At 36.1% G+C, this 23,356-nt stretch carries 22 protein-coding genes and 1 rRNA gene; 6 read left to right on the top strand and 17 right to left on the bottom strand.

The genetic code is table 11. The annotated features are described in order from the left end of the window. Positions 1-109, top strand: a 5S ribosomal RNA gene (gene rrf, locus J0871_RS15965). 287 nt (positions 110-396) lie between these two features. On the opposite strand, the gene J0871_RS15960 is transcribed toward rrf, so the two are convergent. The 10 genes from J0871_RS15960 to J0871_RS15915 all read right to left on the bottom strand — a co-directional run bounded on the left by J0871_RS15960 (position 397) and on the right by J0871_RS15915 (position 13,499). Beyond that, positions 397-618 carry a DUF6095 family protein gene (locus tag J0871_RS15960; RefSeq protein WP_208226216.1) on the bottom strand — a complete coding sequence of 74 codons (222 nt, stop codon included), beginning with the start codon at positions 616-618 and terminating at the stop codon, positions 397-399. A 9-nt stretch (positions 619-627) separates the two neighbouring features. Beyond that, positions 628-1,443: a DUF4249 domain-containing protein gene (locus J0871_RS15955; protein WP_208226215.1), complete on the bottom strand. Its 816-nt coding sequence runs from the start codon at positions 1,441-1,443 to the stop codon at positions 628-630. 1 nt (position 1,444) lies between these two features. Next, a complete protein-coding gene (locus tag J0871_RS15950; RefSeq protein WP_208226221.1) occupies positions 1,445-3,772 on the bottom strand; it encodes a TonB-dependent receptor in 2,328 nt (775 codons plus the stop codon). Between the two features lie 199 nt (positions 3,773-3,971). Continuing rightward, a complete protein-coding gene (locus J0871_RS15945; protein WP_208226214.1) occupies positions 3,972-6,191 on the bottom strand; it encodes an NADP-dependent isocitrate dehydrogenase in 2,220 nt (739 codons plus the stop codon). A gap of 607 nt (positions 6,192-6,798) precedes the next feature. Next, positions 6,799-8,217: a S8 family serine peptidase gene (locus J0871_RS15940; RefSeq protein ID WP_208226213.1), complete on the bottom strand. Its 1,419-nt coding sequence runs from the start codon at positions 8,215-8,217 to the stop codon at positions 6,799-6,801. A gap of 233 nt (positions 8,218-8,450) precedes the next feature. Continuing rightward, positions 8,451-8,801 carry a 50S ribosomal protein L19 gene (gene rplS / locus J0871_RS15935; RefSeq protein ID WP_037319936.1) on the bottom strand — a complete coding sequence of 117 codons (351 nt, stop codon included), beginning with the start codon at positions 8,799-8,801 and terminating at the stop codon, positions 8,451-8,453. 114 nt (positions 8,802-8,915) lie between these two features. Next, positions 8,916-9,602, bottom strand: coding sequence for a tRNA (guanosine(37)-N1)-methyltransferase TrmD (gene trmD / locus J0871_RS15930; RefSeq protein ID WP_208226212.1), 687 nt, complete (start codon positions 9,600-9,602; stop codon positions 8,916-8,918). 50 nt (positions 9,603-9,652) lie between these two features. Continuing rightward, entirely contained in the window at positions 9,653-10,237 is a 585-nt protein-coding gene (locus J0871_RS15925) for a hypothetical protein (protein WP_232228859.1), read from the bottom strand. A 197-nt stretch (positions 10,238-10,434) separates the two neighbouring features. Further along, on the bottom strand, positions 10,435-11,883 hold the full coding sequence (locus tag J0871_RS15920; protein WP_208226211.1) for a glyceraldehyde-3-phosphate dehydrogenase: 1,449 nt from the start codon (positions 11,881-11,883) through the stop codon (positions 10,435-10,437). A gap of 218 nt (positions 11,884-12,101) precedes the next feature. After that, a complete protein-coding gene (locus J0871_RS15915; protein ID WP_208226210.1) occupies positions 12,102-13,499 on the bottom strand; it encodes a trypsin-like peptidase domain-containing protein in 1,398 nt (465 codons plus the stop codon). 135 nt (positions 13,500-13,634) lie between these two features. On the opposite strand from J0871_RS15915, the gene dapF reads away from it, so the two are divergent. From dapF to J0871_RS15895, 4 genes are all read left to right on the top strand, one after another. Continuing rightward, positions 13,635-14,429, top strand: a complete 795-nt coding sequence (gene dapF, locus J0871_RS15910; RefSeq protein WP_208226209.1) for a diaminopimelate epimerase — start codon at positions 13,635-13,637, stop codon at positions 14,427-14,429. After that, entirely contained in the window at positions 14,417-14,941 is a 525-nt protein-coding gene (locus tag J0871_RS15905) for a GNAT family N-acetyltransferase (RefSeq protein ID WP_208226208.1), read from the top strand. Before dapF ends, J0871_RS15905 begins: the two co-directional genes overlap by 13 nt. Beyond that, entirely contained in the window at positions 14,941-15,984 is a 1,044-nt protein-coding gene (mltG, locus tag J0871_RS15900) for an endolytic transglycosylase MltG (protein ID WP_208226207.1), read from the top strand. The genes J0871_RS15905 and mltG overlap by 1 nt, the downstream gene beginning before the upstream one ends. A gap of 213 nt (positions 15,985-16,197) precedes the next feature. Next, positions 16,198-16,869 (top strand): peptidoglycan-binding protein LysM, encoded by a 672-nt coding sequence (locus J0871_RS15895; protein ID WP_208226206.1) that lies wholly within the window; start codon positions 16,198-16,200, stop codon positions 16,867-16,869. On the opposite strand, the gene J0871_RS15890 is transcribed toward J0871_RS15895, so the two are convergent. The 3 genes from J0871_RS15890 to dnaA are packed head-to-tail and all read right to left on the bottom strand — an operon-like array spanning position 16,866 to position 19,499. Beyond that, positions 16,866-17,591 carry an SAM-dependent methyltransferase gene (locus J0871_RS15890; RefSeq protein WP_208226205.1) on the bottom strand — a complete coding sequence of 242 codons (726 nt, stop codon included), beginning with the start codon at positions 17,589-17,591 and terminating at the stop codon, positions 16,866-16,868. The genes J0871_RS15895 and J0871_RS15890 overlap by 4 nt on opposite strands. Beyond that, complete coding sequence (locus J0871_RS15885) at positions 17,591-18,061, bottom strand: low molecular weight protein-tyrosine-phosphatase (protein ID WP_208226204.1); 471 nt, start codon at positions 18,059-18,061, stop codon at positions 17,591-17,593. Before J0871_RS15885 ends, J0871_RS15890 begins: the two co-directional genes overlap by 1 nt. Positions 18,062-18,071: 10 nt before the next feature. Further along, positions 18,072-19,499 (bottom strand): chromosomal replication initiator protein DnaA, encoded by a 1,428-nt coding sequence (gene dnaA, locus J0871_RS15880; protein ID WP_079714042.1) that lies wholly within the window; start codon positions 19,497-19,499, stop codon positions 18,072-18,074. 205 nt (positions 19,500-19,704) lie between these two features. On the opposite strand from dnaA, the gene J0871_RS15875 reads away from it, so the two are divergent. Next, positions 19,705-20,100 carry a thioesterase family protein gene (locus J0871_RS15875; protein WP_208226203.1) on the top strand — a complete coding sequence of 132 codons (396 nt, stop codon included), beginning with the start codon at positions 19,705-19,707 and terminating at the stop codon, positions 20,098-20,100. Positions 20,101-20,218: 118 nt separating this feature from the next. On the opposite strand, the gene J0871_RS15870 is transcribed toward J0871_RS15875, so the two are convergent. Genes J0871_RS15870 through ribD form a run of 4 tightly spaced genes read right to left on the bottom strand, consistent with a single transcriptional unit; the run spans position 20,219 to position 23,355 of the window. Continuing rightward, a complete protein-coding gene (locus tag J0871_RS15870; protein WP_208226202.1) occupies positions 20,219-20,833 on the bottom strand; it encodes a YigZ family protein in 615 nt (204 codons plus the stop codon). A 14-nt stretch (positions 20,834-20,847) separates the two neighbouring features. Then, positions 20,848-21,720 carry an EamA/RhaT family transporter gene (locus J0871_RS15865; protein ID WP_208226201.1) on the bottom strand — a complete coding sequence of 291 codons (873 nt, stop codon included), beginning with the start codon at positions 21,718-21,720 and terminating at the stop codon, positions 20,848-20,850. Then, a complete protein-coding gene (locus J0871_RS15860) occupies positions 21,717-22,325 on the bottom strand; it encodes an HAD family phosphatase (RefSeq protein ID WP_208226200.1) in 609 nt (202 codons plus the stop codon). Before J0871_RS15860 ends, J0871_RS15865 begins: the two co-directional genes overlap by 4 nt. Continuing rightward, a complete protein-coding gene (gene ribD / locus J0871_RS15855) occupies positions 22,318-23,355 on the bottom strand; it encodes a bifunctional diaminohydroxyphosphoribosylaminopyrimidine deaminase/5-amino-6-(5-phosphoribosylamino)uracil reductase RibD (protein ID WP_208226199.1) in 1,038 nt (345 codons plus the stop codon). Before ribD ends, J0871_RS15860 begins: the two co-directional genes overlap by 8 nt. Position 23,356: the final 1 nt, after the last annotated feature.

Genomic DNA, 23,356 nt, shown 5'->3' with positions numbered 1-23,356 from the left:
TAAGGTGGTTATGGCAACGGGGCTCACCTCTTCCCATTCCGAACAGAGAAGTTAAGCCCGTTAGCGCAGATGGTACTGCTATTTGTGGGAGAGTATGTCACCGCCTTTTTTTAGAAGACCCTTACATTAAGTTGTAAGGGTCTTTTTTTGGTTTAATAAGTTTTGTTTTTGGTACCAAAGTGCACTTAGGCTCTAAAGAAAATTAAATTGCTACCTATAAGTATTAAAATAAATTTTGATTTTGAGCCTATTAAAACCTGATTAATTTATTTATTCCTTTTCTGATTATATTGATAAACTTCAGTAGATACCAATATAATTATGTCACAGCAATAAGTCTGAACTAAATAGGAGCTACTTTTTTAGAAGGAGTATAGTTCGACTTTCAATTTCTTACTAGTCGAAAATCGATTTTACAATGGTCATTATTCCCAGAAACATTAAAATAATCGCAGCTATTAGGGCAATAATTCCTACAATTAATACAGGAATATAATATGGATGATCCTGGTTGTTAAAGGCGGTAAATAATACCGAAGGGCCTATTAATGTTAGGGGCAATGCAAATGCCAGGTATTTGATTCCTCTTCCTAATATTTTTTTATTAGTATGTTTCATCTTAATTTCTTAGAGCACAATATATGTAGTAGAATCGACTTCTGAAAGTCTAAAGTATCCAAAAGGATAATTTTCTGGATTGGTTTGATTCACTATATTTCCTTTAACTGTGGCGGGTTGTGACTGAAATGGGCCGCCTCCGTTATTGCCTCCCTGGGAACGAAGTATAAATAAATAATTATAAAAAGGTTCTGATATTCCTTCCATAGTAATGTGAATTTCATTTTCTGCCGCCAAATCTTCATTAGAATAGGATGAGGAAACCTGGTTACCATCTGTAAATTCATCTTTATAAATTTCCAGGGAGAATTTAGAAGTAGTGATATTACTAAAGCTAAAAAGGTAGAAATTGTCCTCACCGGCCGGATCTGTGAAAAATACTTCAACCTCAAGGTCTTCACGTGTGAATCCGCCTTCATCATTCTGTTCAATATAGTCTATACCTGCAACAGGAACAAAACTGGAAGTAGCCGTGTAAAGCTCATCATTATAGCTAATTTCCAGCGTATAATTTTCATCAAATTCCGGAATAAAATCAGAATTTTGGTATATACCATTTTCCTGATGAGTAAAAATAAATTCTTCACCACTACCTGTTTCAATAATTACTTCGGCATCTGTTACCGGCTCAATTCCTTCTTCGTAAAAACCAATGGTTTCTGATAATTTTATTTGCTGATTGTTACCCGGTGTGCCTACATACCATAGCATAGAAGCGTCTATCACTAATCTTGGTTCACTTTCATCCAAATCTAAGTCTATTACTTCTTCGCAAGAAGTGAATGTAAAAAGGATTATAAGTGATAAAATATATAAATTTCTCATCTTAAAAACTGAAATTATAGGTTATGGAAGGAATAATTCCGAACAGACTTAATTTAGCCGATTCGTTTCTTCCGGTGTCTTCATTCTCCCTAAAGCTTATAGAATTAGCATTTTTCCGGTTATAAACATTGTAAATGCCAAAATTCCATGAAGATTGAAAGCCTTGTTTTTTATTAGGTTTTGGAATATAGGTAGCGGAAAGATCAAGCCTGTGGTAGGCCGGTAATCTATTACTATTTCTATCTCCATAAACCGGAACATTTATTCCGTTAAAATTATATTGCCCTGTTGGGTAGGTGACCGGTAAACCTGTTTGAAATGCAAAATTGGCACTAAAATCCCATTTCTTATTATAATCATATGTGGCGGTAAGACTTATATCGTGCGTTTTATCGTAGTTAGTTGCATACCACTTTCCATTATTAATTCCGCTTTCAGCCGTAGTTCTTCCAGGGGTTTGTTGCTCAGATCTTGATAAGGTATAGGCGAGCCAACCCGTAAATCTACCTTCGTTTTTCTTTGCTAAAATTTCTAGCCCATAAGCCCGGGATCTACCGTTTAAAATTATAGTTTCAATGTTATTATTAGCGATAAGATTGGCTCCATTAACATAATCTATCCTGTTTTGAATATCCTTATAAAAGACTTCAATCTCCAGGCTATATTTTCCTTCATCAATATTTCGAAAATATCCCAGGGCGTATTGATCTAAAATTTGAGGTTTAATAAAGGGTCCGCTGGGAGCCCATACATCAAGGGGAGTGGGAGAATTAGTGTTAGAAATTAAATGTAAATATTGAGCCATCCTGTTATAACTCGCTTTAACCGACTGATTTTCGCTGAAATTATAAGCTAACGCCAGCCGCGGTTCTAGGTTGGAATAGGTTTGTATAACTTCAGATCTGGAATAGGAATTCTGGTCTACAGGTTGCGCTTCTTCATAAATATCTAATGCTTCATTATAAATAATTGGGTTGTCATTTTCATATTCATTTAAACTTTCCTGGCCCAATCGTAAAAAATTACTAAATCTAAGTCCGTATTCTGCCGTAAGTTTATCTGAAATATTATGTTCTACGGAAAAGTAAGCCGCATTTTCAAGTGCATATTTATTGGTAAGTTTAAAGAAATTAATGCCAGAGTTTTCATCTATTGGAGCAATTTCTCCCGGATTAAATTCGTGGTAAGTGCTGTGGAGACCGTACTCTAATTGAAATGTATTGTTTAAATAGTGGTTAAAATCATATTTAATATTGAGGTTCTTTATACCACTGTCCCAATTGAAGCCAACAAAATTAAGGGTTAAACCATAGTAATAATCACTGTAAATAAGTGATAAATTGGTAAAAATATCAGCTGAAACAACATGATTCCATCTAAGGTTAAAGACTGAATTGCCGTAGGTATTCAAAAAGTTTTGATTGATATCAAAAACATCGCGGCCAAAATATCCAGAAAATAATAGCTTATTTTCATCATTTAACTTGTAAGTTAGTTTTGTATTGAGATCATAGAAGTAAGCAGAGTTTGGATTATCGGCCAGTTTCAGGAATAAATGTGCATAAGAACTTCTGCCGGCAACCAAAAAAGAACCTTTATCTTTTACAATGGGTCCTTCAGCTAGTAATCTACTTGAAATTACCCCAATTCCGCCCTGTGCTTTAAATTCTTTACTATTACCGTCACGTTGATAAATATCAAGAACCGATGATACCCTTCCGCCATATTTAGCCGGAATTCCACCTTTATATAATTTTAAATCTTTTACTGCATCGGGATTAAACACCGAAAAGAAACCAAAAAGGTGAGAAGAGTTAAAAATAGTAGCTTCATCTAATAAAATTAAATTTTGATCTACCGCCCCACCTCGTACATTAAAGCCCGAAGCACCTTCTCCTGCATTAGAAACTCCCGGTAAAAGCAGTAATGATTTTACGATATCTACTTCACCAAATACCACCGGTAATTTTTGAATGGTATTAATAGAAAGTTTATTAACGCTCATTTCGGGGCTTTTAATATTAAAACCTTCACTATTAGACTTTATCACTACCTCGTCTAAATTTTCAGAGCCTTCAGTCATTTCGGTATTAAAGGTGGTATCTTCTGTGATAGTGATTGTTTCTCTTATGGTCTGAAAACCCAGGTAAGAAATTTCAAGTGTATAAGTGCCTTCCTGCAGTTTTATGGAATAGAAACCATATTCATTGGTAACCACGCCTTTTTGTTCTTCTGGAATAATAACATTTACACCTATTAGTGTTTCATTACTGGATGCATTGGTAATAGTTCCTTTAAGCGTATAGGTTTCCTGAGCATTGATTCCCATTGAAATACACAGGAAAAAAAATAAAAGCGGAAAGTGAAATGGTATTTTCAAATTTTTTAGGTAAAGATAGTGTAGAAACTCTGCAAAATTGAAAATATACAGAAATTATTAAGATTTGTTTAAAAAGATTAAACAAAAAAATAAAATAAAAAAGCCGAAAAATTAATTTCGGCTTTTAAAAACTATTAAAATTATAAATCTATCCTAGAATATCATTCAATAATTTGCTTGGTCTCATAGCCTTAGAAGTAAGGTCTTCGTCTGGTTTATAATAACCTCCAATGTTTACTGAAGATCCCTGAGCATCTATTAATTCCTTATTAATTTGCTCTTCGTTTTCTTCTAATTTTGAAGCAACATTAGCAAAATGTTCTTTTAACTCGGCATCCTTATCTTGTGCGGCCAAAGCCTGCGCCCAATATAAAGCCAGGTAAAAATGACTGCCGCGGTTATCCAATTCGTTTACTTTTCTGGATGGCGATTTACTGTTTTCCAAAAATTTATTGGTGGCGTCGTCTAATGCTTCAGAAAGTACAAGCGCTTTTTTATTCTCATATTTTTCGCCTAAATGCTCTAAGGAAGCTGCAAGAGCAAGGAATTCTCCAAGAGAATCCCAACGCAAGTGGCCTTCTTCAAGAAACTGTTGTACGTGTTTTGGGGCAGATCCACCGGCACCGGTTTCAAACAATCCTCCACCATTCATTAACGGTACAATAGACAGCATTTTTGCGCTGGTACCTACTTCTAAAATTGGGAAAAGGTCGGTTAAATAATCTCTTAGTACATTACCTGTAACAGAGATGGTGTCTTTTCCAGCTTTTACTCGTTCCAGCGTATATTTGGTAGCTTCAGCAACCGACATTATTTTAATGTCTACACCTTGAGTATCATAGTCTGGAAGATATTGATTCACCTTTTTAATAAGCTCAGCATCGTGAGCACGGTCTTCATCTAACCAGAAAATTGCTGGCCAACCGGTAGCTTTTGCTCTATTTACCGCCAATTTAATCCAATCCTGGATTGGAGCATCCTTAACCTGGCACATTCTCCAGATGTCTCCTTCTTCAACTTCGTGCTCTGTCAAAGTTTTTCCACTTTTATCAATTACACGAACAGTACCGGCAGCGGGAATCTCAAAAGTTTTATCGTGAGAACCATATTCTTCGGCTTTTTGAGCCATTAAGCCCACGTTAGGAACAGTTCCCATGGTAGTAGGATCAAAAGCACCGTGTTTTTGGCAGAATTCAATAGTTTCCTGGTAAAGGGGAGCATAACTACTATCTGGAATTACCGCTTTGGTATCTTGAGTTTCGTTATTTTTATTCCACATTTGGCCCGATGTTCTAATCATAGCGGGCATAGAAGCATCTATAATCACATCACTTGGTACGTGAAGGTTGGTAATTCCTTTATCAGAATTTACCATTGCTAAATCTGGTCCTTCTTCAAGATCGGCTTTTATTTTAGATTCAATTTCCGCTTTTTTATCGGCAGGAAGTTTTTCAATGGCATTTAATATATCTCCCAGTCCGCTGTTTGGATCTCCTCCTGCATTTTTAAGATCTTCGCCATATTCGTTGAAAACATCTTCAAAAAATACGCGTACTGCGTGACCAAAAATAATGGGGTCTGAAACCTTCATCATCGTGGCTTTCATATGTAAAGAAAAAAGTACTCCTTTTTCTTTAGCATCTTTAACCTGTTCTCTAAGAAACTGTAAAAGTGCTTTTTTACTCATTAAAGTGGCATCAATAACCTCTCCTTTAAGCAAGTGCAGGTTATCTTTAAGAACTTTTTTATCCCCATCTTTAGAAGTAAATTCAATTTTCACATCGGTTTCTTCGTTAAGGGTTAGAGATTTTTCATTGGCTTTAAAATCTCCACCGTTCATTGTAGCCACATGAGATTTAGAATCTGAACTCCATTCTCCCATGGAATGCGGATGTTTTTTAGCGAAATTCTTTACCGCTTTTGGAGCTCGTCTATCTGAATTTCCTTCACGTAACACTGGATTTACCGCACTACCTTTTACTTTATCGTAAGTAGCCTGGATTTTCTTTTCTTCATCATTTGAAGGTTCGTCTGGATAGTCTGGTAATTTATAACCTTTTTCCTGTAGCTCTTTAATGGCAGCTTTTAACTGCGGAATAGACGCACTAATATTAGGTAACTTAATAATATTAGCTTCGGGTTTTTTAGCCAAATCACCAAGTTCGGCTAAATCATCGCTTACTTTTTGATCGTCTGAAAGGTACTGTGGAAATTGAGATAAAATTCTACCTGCCAGGGAGATATCTTTGGTTTCCATCCCAACATTTGCCGCCTTGGTATACGACTTTACAATAGGATAAAAAGAATAGGTAGCTAAAGCCGGGGCTTCATCTGTTTTGGTATAAATGATCTTTCCAATCTGTGTCATTTTGTAATTTTTATAGCTGATTAATTTTGAAATGTCTAAACTCAATGAACGCCCAATTTTCACTGGGCGTTCGAGCTCTGCGCAATATAATATTTTTCAAGCTTTTATCATAGCTGAAGCAAGGTTAAAGCCTGTTAATTATTACAAAAAGGGCATAAAAAAAGCCATTTCATCTTAATAACTAAAATGAAATGGCTTCAACTGAAATAATACGTTCTCACTGAATTTTCGAAATTCTTTAAGGGAAAAATCCCGGTGTGCATTATTTCAATGATTCAAAAATAAAAACTTAGTAAAGTTAGATTTTTGAATCTAAAGGGTTTTTATCTTTCAAACTATTTTTGACCTGGCAAAACATGAGCGTTATATAGAAGATAAAAACCGTATGTAAAGGATTTTAAGCTTTACGCGGAATTTCAATTTAATAAGAAATCCTTTTGTCATTCCCTTCAACTAAATTCCATATTAAATATACAACAAAACGACAGTAAAATAAAATTTTTAACTTTTTGTTATACAGTGAGTTGGAAGCCTATTGAATGCTGATATTTACGCATAAAAAAGCCCCGAAATTCGGGGCTTTCTATATTATTAAACTTTAAGCAGTTTACTCGGTTACTGCGCGGTAAGCATTTATTCTTCCTTTTCCAAAGAATGTGCTTTGACCGTTGCCATCAACTTTATCTGCAGTTTTTTCAATTTGTTTTGTAACTTCTTGAGGACTCATATCACCACCATTTTTAGCGATGATTAATGCAGCAACACCAGAAACGTGTGGAGCAGCCATACTTGTACCTGCGCTCCAGAATAATGAATTATTATTACCGGTGCTAAGAATCATATCATCAAGAGCAACATCTCCATCTCCTCCAGGGGCAGCAATGTCTACTAAAGATTTCCCGTGAGTAGTGTAACTTGCAGGAATATCAAAATTAGTATAATCTGCAGTCCAGTCGTAACCTTCGGGTGCAGTTGCAGAGACAGTTACCACATTATTTAATCCACCAGGTAGTTTAATATATGCTGAATTTCCATCGTAATTTACCCCATCATTACCTGCTGAAGCTATAATTGTACTTCCTTTTTTATAGGCATAATCTATAGCTTTTTGCTGGGCATTTACAATTTCCATAACATACTTAGCAGGTATTTTATAAGGATCACCATTAGCATCCACTAATTTTCCATTTTTGTTTAGGGTAGCACCTAAACTCATATTGATAACGTCAGCCGAGTTTTCGCCTGCATAAACAATACCGGCATTAATAGAACTAAAGGCGCCACTTCCTGTAAATTCAGAAAGAACTTTAACAGCTACAAGTTCAGCGTGTGGTGCAACACCAATAAGACCTAATCCATTTTGAGCAGCAGCAATGGTTCCTGCTACGTGAGTTCCATGATTATCAAAAGGAGTGCTCTCCAAAACATTCCAATCTTCTCCGGGTACAAATGAAGCTGAAAGTGAAGTATTTAAATTGGGAGCCAGTTCTACGTGTTCAGCATCTATACCAGAGTCAAGAATAAATACACTTGCCCCGCTACCAGTAAAACCAGCATTCCATGCATCTGGAGCGTCAATAGCCTCTAATCCCCAAAGATAATCGTAGTAATAATAAGGTTCTGTACTTCCAATACTAGGTGTGGCTTCTGGAAGATTTGCTTCTATACCTTTAGATGTAGGTATCCATGCTATTTCATAATCTGGCACCACAGCGTCTATGTTCTTCTTTTTCATTGTGTTCTCTATGAAATTTACATCTTTTGAACTTACAATAGAAATTCCAATTTCAGGAATAGAACTTATAATCTCACTACCGCTTGTTTTAAGAGAATTTTCTACACTCTTAGTTAAGTCGGAAGATTCAGAAATTACCATATAATTTTTAAATGGTGGCTCCTGCAAATCAGTAGCAAGGTTTTCATCAGTTTCCCTTAAATTCTCTTCTTTCTCACATGAGCTAAATACAGCCCCAAATAAGAAAACGCATACAAGCATTTTCCATAATTTAATTGTTGTTTTTTTCATAAAATATGTTTTAGTTTTTTCAAGGCCATAAATTACAAGAATAACAACTATTAACAAGAATTTAATATCATAAAATTATAATATTTAGCATTTAGGTTAAAGAAATAACGATAAATAATAAAAATCTTACTGAAATATTAGTGACTAAACTGTGGTATGTTGGTTTACTTACATATAATCCATAAAAAAAGCCCCGATTTACGGGGCTTTCTATAAGTTTAATAAGATGTATCTTATCTTTTAGCTTCCTTAATACGGGCTTTTTTCCCGGTAAGTTCTCTAAAGTAATAAATACGAGCTCTTCTTACTTTTCCTCGTTTGTTCAATTCAATTTTTTGAATTGCAGGAAGGTTTAAAGGAAAAATTCTTTCAACACCTACAGTACCACTCATTTTTCTAATGGTGAAAGTCTGTGATGCACCGCTACCTCTTTTCTGAATTACTACCCCTTTAAAAAACTGGGTACGGGTTTTTTGACCCTCTTTAATTTCGTAATACACAGTAATGGTATCACCTGCAGAAAATTCAGGTAAATCTTTTCTTTCAACGAATTCGTCTTGTACGTACTTAATTAACGATTCCATAATTTCTTATTTAATGTAAAATCTAAAACAACATTCACGGACCTCGCCAGAGGTTATTTTAGAACGAGTGCAAAAGTATTAATTTTAATTTATAATGCAACTTAGAAATTGCAATTATTTTTCTGTTTCATCCAAAAGATCAGGCCTTAAGCGTTTGGTACGCTCCCAGGCTTTTTCTTCCCGCCAGGCTTCTATCTTCGGAAAATTACCCGAGGTTAATATCTCCGGAACTTTCCATCCTTTATATTCTGCAGGTCTTGTATAAACCGGTGGAGCCAGTAAATTATCCTGAAAAGAGTCAGTTAACGCTGAAGTTTCATTTCCCAAAACTCCGGGAATTAACCTTATAATAGCATCACAAACCACAGCAGCACCAAGTTCCCCGCCAGAAAGTACATAATCGCCTATAGAAATTTCTTTGGTAATAAAATGGTCGCGAACTCTTTGATCTACTCCTTTATAATGTCCGCAGAGAATAATGATGTTTTCCTTAAGGGAAAGTGTATTGGCAGTTTTTTGATTAAAACGATCGCCATCTGGGCTCATATAAATTACTTCATTATAATCCCGCTGACTTTTAAGATTGGAAATACACTTATCTATAGGCTCTACCATCATTACCATCCCGGCACCACCACCAAACTGATAATCATCAATTTGTTTGTAATTATCGGTTACATAATCTCTTAAATTATGAAGATGAATTTCTACATGACCGCTTTCTATGGCTCTTTTTAGAATAGAGGCCTCAAAAGGGCTTTTAAGTAAATCTGGAACTACAGTAATTATATCTATGCGCATATTTTCTAATAAAATGCAAAGATGCTAATTAAAATTTTAGCTGAAGAAAATTAATCTTTGGCTTTATTCTTTTCATCCTGAAGCATACGGCCTAAACGTTGTTCTTTTTCTAAAGCTTTCGCGCGGTAAAGGTCAAATTCTTTTTCGGTTTCATCTAACCTATGCTTCGCTTCTTTGGTAGTAGCATTAGAATTTTTAAACTTATAGATAAAGAAAAGTAGTGCGAGAATTAAGACTCCTACAATTCCCCACATCAAGGCCATATAACTTCCTTTGCTAAAAGGCATGCCAAGAAATTTAATAGCATCTTTTTCTTCGTTTACACGCTGAAGATCTTCCTGGGTTTGGGCTAATTGATTTTCAAGATTTTCAATTTCTTCATTTTGATTGGAAATAGTGCTTTGCTCTTCCTGAAGCTCATTTTTTAAATCCTGAACGTGGCGTTTTGTATTGTCCCGTAATTCAATTAAAGCATCATAATCTACAACTTTGTAGCCCTGGTAGTTATTTGAAGATTCAATAAGGTTATCAAATTCGTCTTCAATAAAATTAGAAGTAGCCAGGGAATCCTGAGCCGATAAAAAACTAATTGAAAATATTAAAAGTAAACTTGAAAAAATAATATTACGCATCATTTGGGATTTTTCTGATTGGAATTTATATGCTTGAACGCCTTCTTTTTTTACTTATTGTAAAAGAATTGGTTAATTTGAATCTAATTTTTATAAATTCCTTTAAATTAATTATTTGAGCGCGCAAATGTAAAGTATTCCCAATAAAAAACCCACCAAATTTAGGTGGGTTTTCAGGTATTTTAGCTTATTATAAAATATTAATAATAAGTAAACCTTCTCACTTTCGCGATATACTTTGCCAGCCTTATTAATTGGTGGCTGTACCCATATTCGTTATCATACCAGATATAAAGAATTACATTTTTCCCATCTTCAGAGACAATGGTGGCCTTACTATCATAAATGGCCGGGGCGTTAGAGCCAACAATATCTGATGATACTAATTCATTATCCAGGGAATATTTAATTTGTTCTACGAGTTCACCTTCAAGGGCGTATTTCTTTAAAATATTATTTACGCCTTCAACAGTGGCTTGACCCTCAATTTCCAGATTTAGAATTGCAAGTGACCCATTGGGAACAGGAACCCTAATTGCGTTTGATGTTAATTTACCTTCAAAAACAGGTAAGGCCTTTGCAACAGCTTTCCCGGCGCCGGTTTCGGTAATCACCATATTGAGCGCAGCCGCACGACCCCGGCGGTATTTGCTGTGCATATTATCTACCAGGTTCTGATCGTTGGTATAGGCGTGGATAGTTTCTAAATGCCCGTGCACCACGCCAAGTGTATCTTGAACGGCTTTTAACACAGGGGTGATTGCATTCGTAGTACATGAGGCTGCAGAGAATATTGAAATTTTATCAGGATTATATTCTTTATGATTTACGCCATGAACAATATTTGGAATGCCTTTCCCGGGAGCAGAAAGTAAAACCTTTGCCGCTCCTTTCGCTTTAAGGTGTCTGCTTAGTGCTTCTTTGTCTCTAAACGCACCGGTATTATCTATAATTAAAGCTTTATTTATTCCGAATTTTGTATAATCAATATCCTCAGGTTTATCTGCGGAAATTATCTTTACGGTAGTACCGTTTATAATAAGTGCGCTATTTTCTTCGTCTATACCAACAGTTCCTGAAAAATCACCGTGAACTGAATCATTTTTTAATAAAGAAGCACGTTTTTCTAAAACATTCCTGTCTACAGCACCTCGAGTAACGATAGCTCGCAAACGCAACTGACTGCCTTTACCTGTTCTGGCCATTAATTCCCTGGCTACTAAGCGACCAATACGCCCAAAACCGTAAAGCACAACATCCTTAGGAACAACTTTATCATATTTTTTTGCATCTTTCAGTTTATCTGAAACAAAAGCCATAGCATTAAGATGTCCCTGGTCTTCTAAATGATACTCATAGGTTAATTTGCCTATGTCCAGTTTTGCAGGTGGCAGATCCATATCCTGGATTGCTTTTGCGATTTCTACCGAATCAAAAATTGAAATAGGTTTTTCTACAAATTCTCCCGCGTATTCGTGTAGGTTAAGAATATCGCTAACATTGCGGTTAAGCAATTGATTTCTGAATAAAACCAGCTCAATAGATTTATCGTACCAAAGATCACTTATAATATTAATGAATTGTACGGTCGCTTTGCGCCGGTTTGCCTGAAAAGAAAGTTCCTTTTCGTAAACTTTGTTGAAGCTCATGTGTGGTTTGTGTTGTTTTAATCCCTCATTGAGGGTTTAATTTTGCCGAGCCTTAGCTCGAAATTATAAAATAGTTTCTATCTCAAACCTTGTGGACTTCCCCAAGGTTCTTAATTATTGGCGCAAAAGTATATATTTCAAACGTTTTCGTAAAGAAAATTTTGCATAAAAAAACTCCCTTTAATTAAGGGAGTTTTATGAGATTTATTCATTGCTTTTTATCGCCAAACCATTCGCTGTTTTTCGCCATTTCTATCAACTATGGTAATCACAATATCTTCAGCAAGATTTTTATTTCTAAAGATTCGTTCAACATCGCTTACGCTAGCCACCTCTTTATTATCTATTGCAGTAATAATGGTTCCTACCAATTCTTCCGCAGGTAATCTAGGGGAAAGGGTACGGTGAATTCTTACGCCATTTTCAACATTCAATTCCTGTAATTCTTCCTTACTGGCATTAGAAACTTCTATTTTTATAGGTTCTATAGTGTAGGTTTCAAATTTAGTAAGGGTTACCTTAGCTTCTCTTTTCTTGCCATCTCTAATAAATAGTACATCAATTTCATCGTTAGGACGCTTTGAATTAATATATCCAGTTAGATCAGAAAATTTATTAATGTCTATATTATCTAATTTTCTAATTATATCGCCTTGTTTAAGTCCGGCTTTTTCAGCACCGCTACCTTCGGTTACTTCAGCCACCATAACTCCCTGGGTAGTTTCAAGTCCTAATTCTTCTACCGCCCGTGGGTTAATATTTCCACCTCTAATTCCTAAAATTCCTTTTTGCACATCACCATACTCCATAATATCTTCTACGATTTTACGGGTATTATTAGAGGGTACGGCAAATGCATAACCTATATAACTTCCGGTTTGGGAAGTAATGGCAGTATTAATTCCAACCAGTTCGCCATTAATATTCACTAAAGCGCCTCCACTATTACCCGGATTAATCGCTGCATCAGTTTGTATAAAAGATTGCGAAGTAAGATCGCGTGTATTTAAATCTCTTGCGGTAGCACTAATAATTCCCGCGGTTACCGTAGATTTAAGGTTAAATGGATTTCCAACTGCAAGCACCCATTCTCCCAATTTTACATTGTTAGAATCGCCAAACGGAATATAATCCAGGCCTTCAGCATCAATTTTTAATAGAGCGATATCTGAAGTTTCATCGGCTCCAACAATTTCTGCAGTATAGGTTTTGTTATTGTTCAAGGTAACTTCAACCTCATTGGCTTCTCTAATTACGTGGTTGTTGGTTACAATATAACCATCTGGAGAAATAATAACTCCAGAGCCGGCTCCCTGTAGTGCTTTTCCGCCACTATAATTCCCCTGAATTAGATCTCTCATAGTACGCGGACCTTTAAAAATAGCTACGTTTTTAACGTGTACCACTCCGTTAACGGTATTTTCAGCTGCTTCGGTAAAATCGGCATTGGTGCCGTAGATATTTCCCGAATAATTTGCAGGAATTAATTCGGCTGTAGAATTAGAAACCGGGGGTAAACCTGTGGGCGTTTCTTCTTCAAAAAACATTTTATAGCTCCCTAAAGTCAACGCGCCTCCTAAAATTGAAACGAGAAGTAGTTTAGATAAATTTTTCATTTTCAATGGTGTTTTTATATAATTCAACTTTAAAATTATAATATTAGTATTTTCAGTTTTTAACTTTAACGGCCATTTAACACGCCATAAAATCGTGTTATTTATAGTATCTTTGTTGCCCTTAAAATTCACGTAATGAAAATTCCATTTTATAAATATCAGGGCACCGGGAACGATTTTGTGATGATTGATAACCGTCAACAACTATTATCCAAAAACAATACCAGAATAATTAAAAAGCTTTGCGACCGTAAATTTGGCATTGGAGGAGACGGTCTTATACTTTTGGAAAACCCCGAAGTGGAAGGTGACGATTTTAAAATGGTTTATTTTAATGCCGATGGGAATGAAAGCAGTATGTGCGGCAATGGAGGCCGTTGCCTGGTGGCTTTTGCAAAATTCCTGGGAATCATACAAAATGAAGCTACTTTTACGGCAATAGATGGACTGCATAAAGCAACAATTAGCAATCACCTGGTAAGTCTGCAAATGCAGAATGTTTTAGATATAAAACAACTGGGAAACAGCGCTTTTCTTGATACTGGTTCTCCACATCACGTAATTTTTACTAAAAATGTAGCCGGTCTGGATGTGAAAAAAGAAGGTGCTGTAATTAGATATTCAGATGAGTATGTAGCCAATGGCGGTACCAATGTGAATTTTGTAGATATGCAGGAAGATAATACCTTTTTAGTTAGAACATACGAAAGGGGAGTGGAAGACGAAACGCTTTCTTGCGGTACGGGAGTTACTGCGGTTGCCCTGGCGGCACACGCTTCTGGAAAGGCAAATACAAATACGGTAAAGCTAATTGTTCCCGGGGGCGAATTATCGGTTTCTTTTAAAAAGGAAAACGAAACTTATACAAATGTTTGGTTAACCGGCCCGGCAGAGCAGGTTTTTAAAGGAGAAATAGTATGCCAGGCTTAAGAGGAAATAAGGTTTATCTACGTGCTTTGGAACCCGAGGATCTCGATTTTGTTCATACTGTGGAGAATATTGAAGAGTTTTGGGAAGTAAGTGCCACCCAAACCCCTTATTCCCGGTTTCTTATTAAGCAATACCTGGAAAACGCGCATCGTGACATTTACGATATTAAACAATTGCGCTTGGTAATTTGTGATCTTCAGGATAATGAAGTTGGTCTAATAGATATTTTTGACTTCGAGCCAAAAGACCAAAGAGCAGCTTTGGGAATCTTAATTGCCGATCCCTCTGAGCGCGGAAAAGGATATGGTGCTGAAGCTCTAAAATTACTTTGCAATTACTGTTTTACCCATCTCGCCATGCACCAGGTTTATGCAAATATCACCGAAGGAAACGAAACCAGCGTAAAACTTTTTGAAAACCTGGGTTTCCAAAGAGTTGGGATAAAAAAAGATTGGACTTATTCTGAAGGCGGTTTTAAAGATGAAATTCTCTATCAATTGATCAATAAATAATGTACATCAAAAAAATTCTACTGGCTATTGCCATTCTTGGGCTTATAGGCCTTTCTGTTTTTAGCTATTATATTTATACCAGTATTTTTTCAGGGAACACCAGTTTTACGGGAGAGAAAAAGATAGTTTACGTGCCTACGGGTGCAGACTATCAAACCGTGATAGATAGCCTTCAGCCTTACGTGGAAGATATGGAATCTTTTGACCTGGTTGCCCGAAAAAAGGGTTATGCATCAAATATCAGGGCGGGGAGATACGCTATTAAACCCGGGATGAATAATAATGAATTGGTAAATGCTTTGCGAAGCGGAAATTTACCGGTAAAACTTACATTTAACAACCAGGAGAGACTGGAAAATCTTGCCGGAAGGGTTGCCCAGCAAATTGAAGCCGATAGTGCAGCTTTAATTAAAGCTTTTAAGAATGAAGAATTTTTAGCTGAAAATGATTTTACTGAAGCTAATGCCTTAGCAATGTATATTCCTAACCAATATGAATTTTACTGGAATACTTCAACTGAAGAATTTAGAGAGCGAATGAAACGGGAATACGATCGATTCTGGACCGATGAAAAGAAGCAAAAAGCCGAAGAAATAGGCTTGAACCCTAAAGAAGTTTCCACACTGGCTTCAATAGTTCACAAAGAAACCGCTAAGGTAGACGAACGCCCAAAAGTAGCGGGAGTTTATATGAACCGGTATAAAAACGGTTGGAAATTAGACGCCGATCCTACAGTGATCTACGCATTGAAAAATAAAACCCAAAAATGGGATACCATTATTAAAAGAGTGCTTTATAAAGATCTGGAATTAGATTCTCCTTATAATACCTATATATATAAAGAGTTACCACCGGGACCTATTTTTATGCCAGATATTTCTGCAATAAACGCCGTGCTTAATTATGAAGATCACGATTTCTTCTATTTTGTAGCCGATGTTAAAAATTTTGGTTATCATAAATTCGCCAAAAATTTAGCACAGCATAATCGAAATAAGCAGGAATATGTGCGTTGGATTAACAAACAAGGTGTAAAAAGATAAAAATAATTTTTACTCCAAATTATTAAGAAAGTTCTAACGCCTTAGCATACGTACTCTTAGAGCGATGTTAAGTCATTCCATAACTTTATAATTTACTTAACAGGTTGTGCTTCAGATTTTTAAAATTTGTTGTACATTTGCACGGCAAAATTGAAAGGGGCGTAAGCTTAATTTTTTTAGCCCAAACCGTTAACCTTTCAGAAACAAAATGTAATGAGAAGGAAAATTGCAAAATTTTCAATCTTGCCTGTTTTTGCAGGCTGCATGTTTTTCAGTTTTTCAACTAGAGAAGCAGCGAATTTGGAAATTGAAGGTTATTCAACTTCCAATTTAGATCTAAACTATACCGTAGCCCTTATAGAGGAAAGCGAGTTAGCAAAAGATCAAAGCCTTGAAAGGGCGTTACCTGAACTGGGAAAGTCCTATGTTGGTTTTAAAGAAGCGCTGGGTTTTAAAGAATCTCGCGGAAATTATCAAACAATTAATGAGTTTGGTTATATGGGAAAATACCAGTTTGGTATTGGAACCCTGGAATTACTTGGCATTTACAATAGTGCAGAATTCCTTAACTCACCACAACTCCAGGAAGCTGCATTTTATACCAATGCTTCCAGAAACAAATGGATATTAATTCGTGATATTGCACGTTTTGAAGGCAAAGTAATTAATGGGGTAGAAGTAACCGAGTCTGGTATTCTTGCCGCTGCCCATCTTGCGGGACCGGGAAGTGTGAAAAAATACCTTAGAAGCTGGGGCGCCCAGTCTTTTAGTGATGCTTTTGGAACTTCAATTAGAAATTATTTGAAGAAATTTGGAGGTTATGATACTTCGTTTGTAAAGCCTGAAAAAAACCCGAGAGTAGATATTCAAGCTTTTAGAGCTTAAATTTCTTTCTGAAATATAAAAATAGCAGGCCTCTTATGGAGGTCTGTTTTTGTTTTACTCCATTCTGAAACAGGTTTGGTCATAATGTATTCCGTAGGAAGGGTGAGATCACAGGCTACACAAAGCCTGGTAGTTGGATGTAAAAGGTGTAAAAAATCTTCTAGTAATTTATTATTGCGGTAAGGAGTTTCAATAAAAATTTGTGCTTCCTGTTTTTCAAAAGAAAGGCGTTCTAAATCTTTAATTTCCTTTTTCCGTTCTTTTTTGTCTATCGGTAAGTAGCCGTTAAATGTAAAACGCTGCCCGTTCATTCCGCTGCCCATCATTGCTAATAGAATTGAAGAGGGGCCCACTAATGGAATTACCTGTATGCCTTCATTATGTGCAATTTTCACAATTTCAGCACCTGGATCTGCAACGCCGGGACAACCCGCTTCGCTCAATAAACCTATATTTCTTCCCTCTTTACAATCGTTTAAAAATGAAGGAATTTCTGAAGCTTCAGTGAATTTATTTAGATGAAAAAATTTTAAAGTAGATTGTTGCTTTTCAGGAACCAGTTGTTTTATATGTCTTCTGGCGGTTTTTTCATTTTCAGCAATAAAAATATCCAGGTTTTCCATAATTTCTTTAACCTGAATGGGTAAGACCTGCATTGGGTTTGCCGCTCCCATAGTGGTGGGAATCAGGTAAAGTTTTCCTGAATATCTAAAGTCAGCCATTATGCTTTGTTTTCTTTCTTCAGCTGGTCTGCTATTTTTTCGCAAGCTTCATCTAACATCTGGTAAACATTTTCAAATCCGTGATCACCACCAAAATAAGGATCTGGAACATCAACGTTCTCGGCTGGAAAAATCTCATCGAGAATCAGTTGTACCTTCGCCTTATCGTCGTCATTCCTGGCAAGAGAGATCACATCTTTAAAGTTCTGATTATCCATCACATAAATGCGATCGAATTTATCAAAATCTTCCACCTGAAATTGCCTTCCGCGCTGGTAGGTAATATCCAGGTTATTCTTTTTCGCTATTGCAACAGAGCGAGGATCTGGCGCATCGTCTATATGGTAATCTCCGGTCCCGGCCGAATCTACAAAAACCTTAGATTGGTCTACCTTAGATTTTAAAATTTCCTCGGCAAGCGGTGATCTGCAAATGTTGCCGAGGCACACCATCAATACCTTAGTCTTCATAAAAATGCTTTTATATGGTAAGTTTTTTGTTGAGGTCTTCAACAAACTTTTTGAATTGCTTATCGGTCGTAGCCAGGTTATCTACCGTTTTGCAAGCGTGTAAAACCGTAGCGTGATCGCGTTTTCCAATTTGAGAGCCAATGCTTGCCAAAGAAGCTTTTGTAAACTTTTTAGCAAAGAACATGGCCAGTTGTCTTGCCTGTACAATATGCCTTTTTCGGGTTTTAGACTGCAAAGTTTGCACATCCATTTGGAAATAATCACTCACCACTTTCTGAATATAATCTATAGAAACTTCGCGCTTGGTATTTTTCACGTAGTTGTCTACAATCTTTTTGGCGAGTTCTAACGTGATATCTTTTTTGTTGAAAGAAGAGTGGGCAATAAGGGAAATAATCGCACCTTCCAGTTCCCTGATATTGGTTTTTATATTATTAGCCAAAAACTCAACAATTTCTTCCGGCATTTCTACCCCGTCACGATAAAGTTTGCTTTTAATAATAGAAATACGGGTTTCAAAATCGGGATGTTGTAATTCTGCTGAAAGTCCCCATTTAAATCTTGAAAGCAGGCGTTGTTCAATATCCTGCATATCTACCGGCGCTTTATCACTGGTAAGAATTACCTGTTTTCCGTTTTGGTGTAAATGATTAAAGATGTGGAAAAATACATCCTGCGTTCCTGCTTTTCCTGAAAGCAATTGGATATCATCCACGATCAAAACATCAATAATCTGGTAAAAATGAATAAAATCGTTTCGGTTATTTTTCTTTACAGATTCTATATACTGTTGGGTAAATTTTTCAGCAGAAATATATAAAACCGTCTTTTCTGGATATTTATCTTTTATTTCAACTCCAATAGCGTGCGCCAAATGTGTTTTTCCCAATCCTACGCCACCAAAAATTAATAGCGGATTAAAAGAAGTTCCACCTGGTTTATTGGCTACAGCTAACCCAGCCGATCTTGCTAACCTGTTAGAATCTCCTTCCAGGAAATTTTCAAAATTATAACTCGGGTTAAGTTGAGACTCAATTTTTACATTTCTAATCCCGGGAATTATAAAAGGGTTTTTTAATTCGGGGTTCTTATTTTTTAAAGGCACATCTACTTCCTGAGAGGCCATATGACTGCGCTGCGTACTTGGTATTTTTTCGGTAAATGGCATTTTATTACCGTAGGTATTTTCCATTTTGATCACATAGACCAATTTGGCTTTTTCACCTAATTCTTTGGTAAGAGAAACTTTTAAAAGCTTAACATAATGTTCTTCTAACCATTCGTAAAAAAACTTTGAGGGCACCTGTATGCTTAGTGCACAATCTGTAAGTTTTACTGCTTGTATAGGTTCAAACCACGTTTTGTAAGCCTGTGGAGTGATGTTATCTTTGATAAAAGCCAGACAGCTATTCCAAACTGATTGCGCAGTTTTTGACATGCTTTGTGTTGTATTATTTTAGATTAGTAGTGGTTTATTAGCAGTTAAAAGATTTAGGAGTCTCTCAACTTTGGTAGAACAAATATGTGAACAAATTATGTAATAAAAAAACCGGTTTAGGGTTGAATTTTAAGAAAAAATTGTGCATACTTAATTCCGCTTATGAAAGTACAAAACCTCGTTCACTTTAGCTGTTAAATTCAATATGAAAAGTCACGTTTCTTATGTTAAAGTCCGCTATGCGGAAACCGATCAAATGGGTGTGGTGCACCACGGTAATTATGCTCAATATTTTGAAATTGCCCGATTAGACTGGCTTTCAGCTCTTGGTATATCTTATAAATCTATGGAAGAAAACGGGGTGATGTTACCTGTTTATGAGCTAAATACGAAATTTTTAAAACCCGCGGTTTTTGACGATGAACTTAAAATTGAAGTAAGATTAAAAGAACTTCCGTCGGTAAAAATTACTTTTGAGTATTTAGTTTTTAACCAATGTGGAGACTTAATTACAAAAGCTTACACAACTTTGGTTTTTATGGATTCTAAAACTAAAAAACCAATTCGCTGCCCAGAATATATTTTGGAAAAATTGAAGTGAATTTATTTCGTTTAGTAAATCGTCATTACAAACAGATTGAAGTAATCTGTCAATGATTAGTTCAATATTACAGATTGCTTCTCCCGATTATCATTGGGATCGTAATAACAAGAAAAAATCAATCTTCCAATCTCTTAATCTCCACCTTATAAGTTGAATCAAACTTTTCAAAAATTGTTTCGGCCTCTTTTTTTCTTACTGAAATATAAATCTTGCAATCCAGCTCCAGTTTTTGCTCAATGATGTTGAGGTTATTTTCCTTAATTAAGCGCATCACAATATTCATTTCAGGATAGTCAAAACTGATCTCGAAAAGCTCATCTATGGTTCTCTTTACGATATTGGCTTGTTCCAGTGCCATTTGCGCCGCGGTCTTGTACGCGTTTATAAGTCCGCCTACCCCAAGTTTTACTCCGCCAAAATATCTCACAACTACAATTAAAATATTGGTCACTTCAAAAGATTGTATTTGGCCATATATAGGCATCCCTGCCGAATTTGAAGGTTCTCCATCATCATTAGCGCGATATTGAAAATCGCCTTCAGATTTCCCAAACTGCCAGGCATAACACCAGTGCCTCGCTTTATGATGTTTTGTCTTTAATTCTTCTAAATGAATATTCGCTTCCTCTTCTGTCTTTACCGGAAATGCATAGCCGAAAAACTTTGAATTTCGGTCTTTGAATAAGACTTCTGGAGAAGCTTTGGTTATGGTTTTGTAGGTGTCTTTCATTTTGATCTAATCTTTTACTGGCTACTCGCCACAAGGATAATACTTATCACTGCTAACGCAATCCCAATCCAGTTTTTCTTCAAAAGAACTTCTTTAAAAAGTATAATTCCCAGTATGGTTGAAGCTAAAACAATTCCCACGTGGTTTAAGGTAAAGATCACCGAATTTTCAATTCCTGGAGCACGTAATGCCATAACCAGGAAATAAATAGAAAAATAGTTTGGAATTCCCAATGCAATACCGCCGGCTATATTTTTCCAGGTAATTTTTAATTTTCCTAAAACTGCCTGTCCAATTAAGATTGTTATTCCAATAATCCCGGCGATTCCAAAAATACTGGAAGAAAAAAGGCCAACATCGGTTTCAGAAACATAAAAATTTTCAAGGTAGTTTATGGTGGTGTCAATAATCCCACTTCCAATAAAAACTAAGAGGGGAAATATTAAGTTCCTTTTCTTTATTTTAATGCCCTTCTCGGTTTTTATTGAACTTAAATAAACCGCTGCGAGTGCAAGTAGAATTCCCGAAATTTTTAAAAATCCCAGGCTTTCATCATAAATAAATATTCCGAAGAAAACGGGAATCGCAACCGACATTTTGGTGGCTACCGAGACTACCGAAAGTCCACTGCGTTGGGTGGTAATCGCGGCAAGGTTAAAAACCGTAATAAAAAGTGCTCCCAAAATAAGTGTTCCAAAAAACCATTTTTCTGAAGGAATTCTCACAATATCATCAACACTTTCTATATAGCCAAAAAAGCCCACAATACAGGCAATAAAATAGTTAACTATGATGGCTTGCAGTGTATTTACCCCGTATTTTTTATAGAGCCTAAATACGATAAAAATTACCGTAGAAGAAATTATGCTTAGCAGCAGGTAAATCAAAATAACTCTTTTTTAGCAGTAAATAAATCGATGACATCTTCTCGGGTAGGTTCAATATTCCAGGTGTGGATTCCTAAATATTTTGCAGCATCAGTGTTTTCCTTGGTGTCGTCAATAAAAAGACATTCTTGCGGTTTCAAGCCGTGTTGTTTTAGCACAAACTCATAAATTTCAGCATCTGGTTTTCTAAAATTGATCTCGTGAGAAAGATAAAAAGCATCAAAACAAGCTTTAAAATCTTCAAAAAATGGAACATTTTCTTTAACCCAATCAATATGAATTTCGTTGGTGTTGCTTAAAAGAATTAATTGGTAATTTTTTTCTTCTGAAAGTTTCTTCAAAAACTGGTAACGATATTCAGGGAAATCTATTAAAATAGCGTTCCAGGAATTTTTAAAATGTTCTGTTTGAAGCTGAGTATATTCGCTCTGGTAAGATTTTACAAATTCTTCAGAAGAAATAAGTCCTTTTTCATATTGCTGGTTGATATTCAGCAAACTTTCTGAAAGTTCTTCGATTTCATATTTATTCATTTCACGCATCGTGGCTGGTTTGTCCAGGTTGATGAATACGTCTCCAAAATCGAAAATTATAGTTTTAATCATTCTTATAAATTTTTAAAGTATCACGCTCCAAATTAGTTTCTGAAAGCTTAATTCCTGAAAATTTTGGTGCGTTTATTCCCTCGTGAAATTCAGAAACTCCGGTAAAAACTCTCGTTTCATCCCAAAGATTGGCGTCAATAAAAGTCTGAAGCGTTTTTGCACCACCTTCAATAATAACCGATTGTAAATTATGCCGGTAAAGTACCTCGCAAATCTGTTTCGGTAGGTCTTGTTGAAAATCGAGTTTTTCAAATATTAAATTGTCTCCTGAATTTTTTACATTTTCGGTTAAAACAATGGTCTTGATACTGCCATCAAACAATGCAGATTCCTGCGGAATTTTTAATTCTTTGTCTATCACCACCCGAACCGGGTTTTTGCCATTCCAAAGCCTGGTGTTTAGTTTGGGATTATCGGCGATTGCGGTGTTAGTGCCCACTAAAATAGCCTGTTCTTCACTTCTCCATTTATGCACCAGTTGTTTAGAATACTGATTCGTGATCCAAACTGGCTCGCGTTTTTCCTGGACTTTTGGAGCGATAAATCCATCAGTGGTTTGGGCCCATTTCAAAATAATATAAGGCCGTTTCTTTTGATGAAAAGTGAAAAAACGTTTGTTGAGATCCTGGCATTCTTTTTCCAGAATTCCCACCTGAACTTCGCAACCGGCTTCCATCAATTTTTTAATGCCACGCCCGGCCACTTCAGCAAAAGGATCTACTGTACCAATAATCACTTTTTTAATACCCTTAGCGATAATTAGATCGCTGCAAGGTGGCGTTTTTCCAAAATGACTGCAGGGTTCCAGGCTCACATAGATGGTAGACTTATTTAAAAGCGATTCATCTTTCACAGAATTTACCGCGTTTACCTCTGCGTGTGGGGCTCCTGCTTTTTGGTGCCAGCCTTCACCAATAATCTTGTTTTTATAAACAATTACGCTGCCTACCAGCGGATTGGGATACGTAGCTCCCAGTCCGTTTTTGGCCAGTTCAATACAGCGCTTTATATATTTTTCGTGTATATTCACG

The sequence above is a fragment of the Salegentibacter sp. BDJ18 genome (genome assembly GCF_017579965.1).
Lineage (GTDB): Bacteria > Bacteroidota > Bacteroidia > Flavobacteriales > Flavobacteriaceae > Salegentibacter.
This window is presented reverse-complemented; position numbering and strand designations above follow the sequence as displayed.